The 287-nt window shown below is 39.4% G+C and carries 1 protein-coding gene; it reads right to left on the bottom strand.

What is annotated here, in order from left to right:
- A partial coding sequence (locus C1E99_RS00470) for a carbohydrate ABC transporter permease (protein ID WP_153060121.1) occupies positions 1–287 on the bottom strand: 287 nt, incomplete at both ends.

Below are 287 nucleotides of genomic sequence, written 5' to 3'. Positions count from 1 at the left end.
TCATAGCCAAGATGAAAACCATACTGATAGATGGCAATAAGAATGGAAGCTCAATGTTGAAGAACTGTTGAGAACGACTTGCACCATCGATTGCAGCTGCTTCTTTCACATCTTCTGGAATACTTTGTAAACCAGACAAGAAGATGATGACTGGCATCGCCAACCCTTGCCAAAGAGCCACAAAAAGTACAGCTGGAATAACAGTATTTTCTTGTACCAATAAGTTTTCCATCAACCAATCAATATGCAGAATCTCACCAATTTGTGTGAAACCGTAGTTGAACAAT

It is taken from the genome of Streptococcus suis (genome assembly GCF_002964045.1).
GTDB classification, from domain to species: domain Bacteria; phylum Bacillota; class Bacilli; order Lactobacillales; family Streptococcaceae; genus Streptococcus; species Streptococcus suis_U.
The sequence above is the reverse complement of the archived record's forward strand: the minus strand, read 5'-3'. Positions and strand labels throughout refer to the sequence as shown.